Here is a 6,965-nt window from a genome sequence, read left to right as displayed (position 1 = left end):
CAGGCCTTGGCCGACGGGGTCGAGTAGCCGAGGCCGAGGAGCTTGTCGGCGAACGCCCAGAGGAAGACGAAGCCGGTCGCGTACCGCAGCACCGCGAGCGCCCTCGCGGCGGTCTTCGTCAGCATGCTCCCCGGCGCCTCGACCTGCTCCAGTGCGCTGGTCCGGTGGATGTTCGCGGTGCTCATCTCGGCCTCCCTGTGCCGTTGTCCTCCCTGATGCATTCATCGTCGTCCGTGGCCGTGCCCGCCGCCGGTGCCGGAACGCCCGACTGGCCCGGGTCCAAAGTCCCGAGGAAGTCCTGATGCGCGGGGCTAACTCGGGGTGTGGACCAGACGAGACACACTCGTGTCTTCTTGGTCGACGATCATGAGGTCACGGGGTATGGCGTCACGGCGCTGCTCTGGTCCTGATGGACGTGATGATGCCGGAACCGGATGGTGACACCGCCACCGCCTGGATCCGCAAGATGCCCGAGTACCGCGACCTGCCGATCATCGCCGTCACGGCCGAGGCGATGAAGGCCGACCGCGAGATCTCCCTGGCCAGCGGGGCCACGGACTACGTCACCAAGCCGGTCGACGCGAGCCGCCTGCTCCACCTGATCGCCCGGTACCTCGGATAGCCGACGCCGGCGCGGCGCGGGCCGGTCCCGGGCGAGAGGTGCCGGAGGTCCCGCCGACTCGGGCGCTTGTGCTCTGCGCCGGGACCCCCCGTAGCCCGCAGGCTGATGGCAGCACCGGGAAAGACCCCCATCTGCGGCCCAGGAGGGCACCATGAAGCGCAAGACCCTCGATCTCATCGTCGGTGTCGGCCTGGTCGTCCTGGCCGGTCTGCTGCTCGTCGCCGGCATCGTGCTGACGAGCAACGCGAACTTCGCCAACGACTACGTCAAGAGCCAGCTCGGCCAGCAGCAGATCACGTTCAAGACCGCCGACACGCTCACCGCCGAGGAGCGGCAGTCGGCGTGCCTGGTGCGCTACGCCGGGCAGCAGCTCAACTCCGGCAAGCAGGCCGAGTGCTACGCCAACGAGTTCATCGGGCTGCACCTGAAGTCGATCGCCGGCGGCAAGACCTACGCCCAGCTCGGCGACGTGCAGACCGAGCTGAAGGCGAAGCTTGCCGACGCGCAGAAGGCCGGCGACACCGCGGCCGTCGCCACCGTGCAGCAGCAGATCACCGACACCAACACCGCGCGGGAGACCGTGTTCAAGGGCGAGACCCTCCGCGGCCTGCTGCTGACCTCCTACGGCTTCAGCGAGTTCGGGGCCAAGGCCGCCCAGGCCGCGCTGGTGGCCTACCTCGCCGCCGGGCTGCTCCTCCTGCTGGGCGCCGCCGGTCTGGTGCACGCCGCCCGCACGCCGCGCAGCCAGGGCTTCGCGGTGCCGGAGGCGACCGTCAAGGAGCCGGTCGGCGCCTGACCGGGGCGAATCTCGGTCAGACCTCGGGACCCGGGCCGCATCGGCCCGGGTCCGTTCGTGCGTGTCGGCCGTTTCAGCGGGCCGTGGCGATGAGGCGGCGCAGGGCGGCGCGGGCGGGCGGGCCCCACGTGGCCTTGCCGCCGGGCTCGCCGTGGACGCCGGCGTCGCCGATGAGCATGCCGATGACGGCGCGGGCCATCGCGCAGCCGCGGGCGCGGCGTTGCGTGGCGGGGTCCGCGGCCGGTCGGTAGGCCGCGTAGAAGCGCTCGACGGTGTCGTCCGGCAGCAGCAGCCAGGCGGCGGCGAGGTCGTAGGCCGGGTCACCGGCGCAGAGGTCGCCGAAGTCGATGACGCCGCAGAGGGTGCCGTCGCCGGTGAGGACGTTCGCCGGGTGCAGGTCGGCGTGGAGCCAGCGCGGCGCGCCGGTCCACGGCGGTGCGGTGACCGCGTCGTGCCAGACGGCCCGTCCGGCCTCAGGGTCCTCGATCAGCCCCCGCTCGACGGCCTCGGCGAGCGCCCCGGCGAAGCCCTCGGCTCCATCGGCGAGCGGGCCGCCGCGGTTGCGGCCGGTGGGCGCGCCGCCGGGGGCGGGCCGGTGCAGTGCCGTGAGGAACGCGGCCAGGGACTCGGCCGCCTCGGCGCCGCGCGTGACCGGGGTCTGGTCGGCGGGGGAGCCCGGCACCCAGGTCGTGATGAGCCAGGGGCGGGGGAACCGCGCGGAGGGCTCGCCGAAGCGCTGCGGGACGGGGATCGGCAGCGGCAGGAGCGGGGCGAGCCCGGGCAGCCAGGCGTGCTCCTTGCGCAGCAGCTCGTCGGCGGACCCGGTCGCCCACGGCAGCCGGACGGCGAGGTCGTCGCCGAGCCGCCACAGCTGGTTGTCCCATCCCCGCGCCCCGAGCCGGATCGGGTGCCCGGCGAGGTCGGGGTGCTGGTCGCGGAGCAGGTCCCGGACGAGTTCCGCGGTGATCTCGAGCTCGGCGTGGGTCACGCGAAGCCACAGTAGCCGCCCGGCGACGACGGCGGGGGGCTCAGCCGCGGCCAAGGGCGCCTCGCCGCTCTCAGCCGCGGCCGACGGCGGCGAGGCGCGGGGCTCAGCCGTGGCCGAGGGCGGCGAGGCGGGGGGGCTCAGCCGTGGCCGAGGGCGGCGAGGCGGGCGGCGAACGCGGTGGCGGCCGCGTGCAGCTCGGGCGGCTCCAGGATCTCGGCCTCGTAGCCCAGCCGGGCCGTGTGGACGGCGATCGCCTCCAGGGTGTCGGCGGCGCAGATGAGCACGCACCAGCCGTCGCGGTCGTCCTCGACGCGGCCGACCTGGGGCGGGACGCGCTCGCGGACCTCGGTCGCGTCGGCGCGCAGGCGGATTCGGGCGGTGTGGCGGTACGGCGACTCGGCCACCGCGCGCTGGACGAAGGCTGCCGGGTCCGGGTGTTCGCGCGGGTGGAACCGCCACGTCGTCGCCGTCACGGCGCGCATGCGGTCGAGGCGGAACGTGCGCCAGGCGTCACGGTCGACGTCCCAGGCCATGAGGTACCACCGCCGCCCGGTCGTCACCAGGCGCACCGGCTCGACCGAGCGCTCCGTGTCCGGGTAGCCGAACCGCACGCGCACGGCGTCGCGGCAGGCCCGGGCCAGCGTCACCAGCACCTCCGCGTCGATCTGCACGCCCGGGCCGACCAGGGTCTCCGTCGCGCCGTGGACGGCCCGCACCTCGGCCCGCAGCCGCGGCGGCATCACCTGGTCCAGCTTGGCCAGGGCGCGCAGGGCCGCCTCGCCGGCGCCCGCCACCGTGCCCGCCGAGGCCAGGCGCAGCGAGACCGCGGTCGCGATCGCCTCGTCGTCGTCGAGCAGGAGGGGCGGCAGGCGGGTGCCGGCGCCGAGCTGGTAGCCGCCGCCGACCCCGCCCGTCGCGTGCACGGGGTAGCCGAGCGCGCGCAGCCGTTCGACGTCGCGGCGGATCGAGCGGTCGGTGACCCGCAGCTCGGCGGCCAGCTCCGACGCCGTCCACGAGGCGCGGCGCTGCAGCAGGGCGAGCAGGCGCAGCACCCGTTCGGCGGTCATGGGCTCGATCATTCCACCGATCACGGACCGTACCTGTCCGCGATTCGGGTAAGACTGATGCCATGACGACGACCCGTGCCGTGCAGATCGCGATCGACTGCGCCGACCCCGCCGCGCTCTCTGCATTCTGGATCGAGGCGCTCGGCTACAAGTTGCAGGACCCGCCGCCCGGCTTCGGCTCCTGGGAGGAGGCGCTCGAGGCGATGGGCGTGCCGCCGTCCGAGCGCAACCAGGCCTCGGCGATCCTGGATCCGCAGGGCAACGGGCCTCGAGTGTTCTTTCAGCGTGTACCGGAGGAGAAGCGCGTCAAGAACCGCGTGCACCTCGACGTCCGGGCCGCGCCGGGGTTGCAGGGCGAGGAGCGGATGGCGGCCCTCGAGGCGGAGGCCGACCGGCTGGCCGGGCTCGGTGCGAAGCGGCTCGCCCGGCACGAGCCCAGGCCGCCGCTGGCGTTCGGGCACATCGTGATGGCCGATCCCGAGGGCAATGAGTTCTGCCTCGACTGATGAAACTTTCGTCGCGGCTCCGTGCCACGGGGGCACGGAGCCGCGGCTCGTATTGACGGACGTGATGCTGCCGTCCGACTGTGAGCGCTCACACTCGAAGGGGGTGAGCGGATGCGAGCGCGCATCGCGGCACTGGTCGCCGTCTCGCTGGCGTTGCTTGGGCTCGGAGCCGCCATGCGGCCGGCGAGCGCGGCCGCGGCCGGGTGCGGCGTCACGTACAAGGTGACCAGCCAGTGGACGGGCGGCTTCGGGGCCGACGTCACCATCACCAACCTCGGCGATCCGGTCACCGCGTGGACCCTGGGCTGGACCTTCGCGAGCGGTCAGAGCGTCACCCAGGCCTGGAACGCCACCGTCACCCAGTCCGGCACCGCGGTCACGGCGAAGAACGTGAGCTACAACGGCGCCATCGCGACCGGGGGCACCGCGAGCTTCGGCTTCAACGGGGCGTACACCACCGCCAACCCGATCCCGGGAGCGTTCACACTCAACGGCGTGGCCTGCACCGGCTCGCCGACCGCCTCGCCCTGTGCCACGCCGTCGAAGAGCCCGACCCCGAGCCCCACGCTGAGCCCGACCCCGAGCCCGACCTCGAGCACGCAGCCGAAGATCACCATCTGGCTCGCGGGTGACTCGACGGTCGCCAACCCGTCCGGCGGCGTGTGCCCCGTCGGGTGGGGCAGCCAGTTCGCGCCGAACTTCAACGCCAACGTGACGGTCAAGAACAACGCGGTCGCCGGGCGCAGCATCCAGACCTGGCTGTACGACCCCAACGTCACGACGGCCAAGGGCTCCGACGGCGAGTGCACCATCAGCCCGAACACCTACTCGACCCGCTGGCAGGGCATGCTCGACGCGAGCACCGGCATGAAGTCCGGGGACTACCTGTTCATCCAGTTCGGCATCAACGACGGCGACTCGGCCTGCCCGCGCCACGTCGGCTCCGCGCGGTACAAGCAACTGCTCGGCGTCATGGCCGCCGCGGCCAAGCAGCGCGGCGTGAAGGTCGTCATGCTCACCGCGGTCGCCGCGATCACGTGCAGCGGCAGCACGGCGACGGGCAACCGCGGCTTCCTCACCGAGACCACCGACGCCGCGAGCGCGAACGGCGTGCCGGTCATCGACCTGCACAAGCTCTCGTACACCTACTACACCGGCGCCGGGCTGTGCCCGAACAACGGCGACTACACCCAGGGCGCCGTCGGGGCCTTCTTCTGCAACGACCACACGCACTTCGAGACCGCCGGGGCCGTGCAGATCGCCCGGCTCGTCGCGACCGCCGTGCGCAACCAGAAGCTGGATCTGATGGGGTACCTCAAGTGAGGGCCGCGCTGCGCATCGCCGCCGCCGTGACGGGCACGGTGCTGGCCGGGGCCGGGATCGCTGTCGCGCTGGCCGCCACCGGTGACGGCTCGCCCTCGGACGCGAACATCGCCTTCGTCGGCCGCTGGGACCGTTCCAACGCCAGTGCCTATGTGCCGAACTGGGCCGGGGCCTACTTCCGCACGGGGTTCACCGGGACGACCGTGAAACTCAAACAACGCAACACGATCGACTTGTACTACAGCATCGACAACGGCGCCGTGCAGTACATCCAAAATGTGTCCGGCACCGTGAACCTGACCCCGTCGAAGCTCGCCGCGGGCAACCACACCCTGATGGTCTCCTACCGCGTCGTCGCGGGCTCCTACACCGGCGACGCCGTGTTCCAGGGCCTCGTGCTGGACTCGGGCGCGAAGACCCTGCCCGCGAACGTGTCGCCGAAGCTGGTCGAGTTCGTCGGCGACTCGATCACCGTCGGCACCACGTCGTCGAAGAACGCGCTCACCGCGTACGGCTGGCTCACCGGCGAGCAGATCGGGGTGCGCCACACGCAGATCGGCTACGGCGGCGGCTGCCTCGTCGCCACCGCGGACGGCTGCGTGTCGGTGGCCTCCCAGTTCCTCAAGACCGGGTACCCGGCCACGAGCGCCAACTGGGACTTCACCCGCTACACCGCCGACGCCGTCGTCATCAACCTGGGCACCAACGACAAGAGTCACGGTGTCTCGTCGGCCGACTTCCAAAACGGCTACGTCAACTTCCTCAAGACGGTGCGCGGCAAGTACCCCAGCGCCGCCATCTTCGCCCTGGAGACGTTCTCGAAGCGGTACGTCACCGAGACCCAGGCCGCCGTGACGACCCAGAACAACGCCGGCGACCGTAACATCTACTACGTCAACACCGAGGGCTGGCTGCCCAGCGACGGCCTGAGTGACAGCGTCCACCCGAACGACAAGGGCCACCAGGCGATCACGGCCAGGCTTGCCCCCATCGTGGCCGCCAAGCTCACACCCGTCACCACGTCGCCGTCACCGCCCGTGCCGTCGCCCACCACGCCCGTGCCGTCGCCCACCACGCCCGTGCCGTCGCCCACCACGCCCGTGCCGTCGCCCACCACGCCCGGGCCGACGACCGCCGCACCGGGAACGTGCACGGTCGCCTACCGCATCACCAACTCGTGGCAGGGCGGCTTCGGGGCCGACGTGACCATCACCAACCTCGGGGCACCCGTCACCGCCTGGACGCTGGGCTGGTCGTATGCGAGCGGGCAGAGTGTCACGCAGGCCTGGAACGCCACGGTGACGCAGTCGGGGACCGTGGTCACGGCGCAGAACGTGAGCTACAACGGCACGATTGCGACCGGGGGCACGGCGAACTTCGGGTTCAACGGGGCTTACACCTCCAGCAATCCCGTCCCGGGAGCGTTCACACTCAACGGCACGCGCTGCTCGACCGCCTGAGCACCGGCCCCGGACGCCCGGTGAGGTCCCGCACGGTGGGCCTCACCGGGCCGTTCCGCGGATGGCAACCGGGCACGGCCGAGAGCACGGCCGTCCACGCCGGCACAGCCGGCCCGGTGACCATGAGCACGGCCGCGGGCACGGCCGAGAGCACAGCCGAGAGCACGGCCGTCCAAGCCGGCACAGCCGGCCCGGTGACCATG

The 6,965-nt window shown here is 72.3% G+C and carries 7 protein-coding genes and 1 pseudogene; 5 read left to right on the top strand and 3 right to left on the bottom strand.

The window, feature by feature from the left end; genetic code table 11:
- A pseudogene (locus tag ABT369_RS32520) lies at nt 1–185 on the bottom strand (hypothetical protein); the annotation flags it as partial.
- 215 nt (nt 186–400) lie between these two features.
- On the opposite strand from ABT369_RS32520, the gene ABT369_RS32515 reads away from it, so the two are divergent.
- Both ABT369_RS32515 and ABT369_RS32510 read left to right on the top strand, forming a co-directional pair.
- Nucleotides 401–622, top strand: a complete 222-nt coding sequence (locus ABT369_RS32515) for a response regulator (protein WP_350617744.1) — start codon at nt 401–403, stop codon at nt 620–622.
- Nucleotides 623–773: 151 nt separating this feature from the next.
- The gene (locus ABT369_RS32510) at nt 774–1,418 is read left to right on the top strand and encodes a hypothetical protein (RefSeq protein WP_350617737.1); all 645 of its coding nucleotides are present in this window, start codon (nt 774–776) and stop codon (nt 1,416–1,418) included.
- A 73-nt stretch (nt 1,419–1,491) separates the two neighbouring features.
- Here ABT369_RS32510 and ABT369_RS32505 read toward each other — a convergent pair whose 3' ends face one another.
- Together ABT369_RS32505 and ABT369_RS32500 are read right to left on the bottom strand one after the other, a co-directional pair.
- Complete coding sequence (locus tag ABT369_RS32505; RefSeq protein ID WP_350617736.1) at nt 1,492–2,406, bottom strand: aminoglycoside phosphotransferase family protein; 915 nt, start codon at nt 2,404–2,406, stop codon at nt 1,492–1,494.
- Between the two features lie 137 nt (nt 2,407–2,543).
- On the bottom strand, nt 2,544–3,473 hold the full coding sequence (locus ABT369_RS32500; protein WP_350617735.1) for a helix-turn-helix transcriptional regulator: 930 nt from the start codon (nt 3,471–3,473) through the stop codon (nt 2,544–2,546).
- 62 nt (nt 3,474–3,535) lie between these two features.
- On the opposite strand from ABT369_RS32500, the gene ABT369_RS32495 reads away from it, so the two are divergent.
- The 3 genes from ABT369_RS32495 to ABT369_RS32485 all read left to right on the top strand — a co-directional run bounded on the left by ABT369_RS32495 (nt 3,536) and on the right by ABT369_RS32485 (nt 6,762).
- Entirely contained in the window at nt 3,536–3,979 is a 444-nt protein-coding gene (locus ABT369_RS32495; RefSeq protein WP_350617734.1) for a VOC family protein, read from the top strand.
- Nucleotides 3,980–4,090: 111 nt separating this feature from the next.
- Entirely contained in the window at nt 4,091–5,302 is a 1,212-nt protein-coding gene (locus ABT369_RS32490) for a cellulose binding domain-containing protein (RefSeq protein WP_350617733.1), read from the top strand.
- The gene (locus tag ABT369_RS32485) at nt 5,299–6,762 is read left to right on the top strand and encodes a cellulose binding domain-containing protein (RefSeq protein WP_350617732.1); all 1,464 of its coding nucleotides are present in this window, start codon (nt 5,299–5,301) and stop codon (nt 6,760–6,762) included. The genes ABT369_RS32490 and ABT369_RS32485 overlap by 4 nt, the downstream gene beginning before the upstream one ends.
- Nucleotides 6,763–6,965: the final 203 nt, after the last annotated feature.

The sequence above is a fragment of the Dactylosporangium sp. NPDC000244 genome (assembly GCF_040300725.1).
In the GTDB taxonomy this organism is placed as follows: domain Bacteria; phylum Actinomycetota; class Actinomycetes; order Mycobacteriales; family Micromonosporaceae; genus Dactylosporangium.
This window is presented reverse-complemented; position numbering and strand designations above follow the sequence as displayed.

What these genes read in the sequence shown, in the direction of transcription:
- ABT369_RS32510 (WP_350617737.1), top strand. Translation starts at nt 774, where the DNA reads ATGAAGCGCAAGACCCTCGATCTCATCGTCGGTGTCGGCCTGGTCGTC.
- ABT369_RS32500 (WP_350617735.1), bottom strand. Translation starts at nt 3,473, where the DNA reads ATGACCGCCGAACGGGTGCTGCGCCTGCTCGCCCTGCTGCAGCGCCGC.
- ABT369_RS32495 (WP_350617734.1), top strand. Translation starts at nt 3,536, where the DNA reads ATGACGACGACCCGTGCCGTGCAGATCGCGATCGACTGCGCCGACCCC.
- ABT369_RS32490 (WP_350617733.1), top strand. Translation starts at nt 4,091, where the DNA reads ATGCGAGCGCGCATCGCGGCACTGGTCGCCGTCTCGCTGGCGTTGCTT.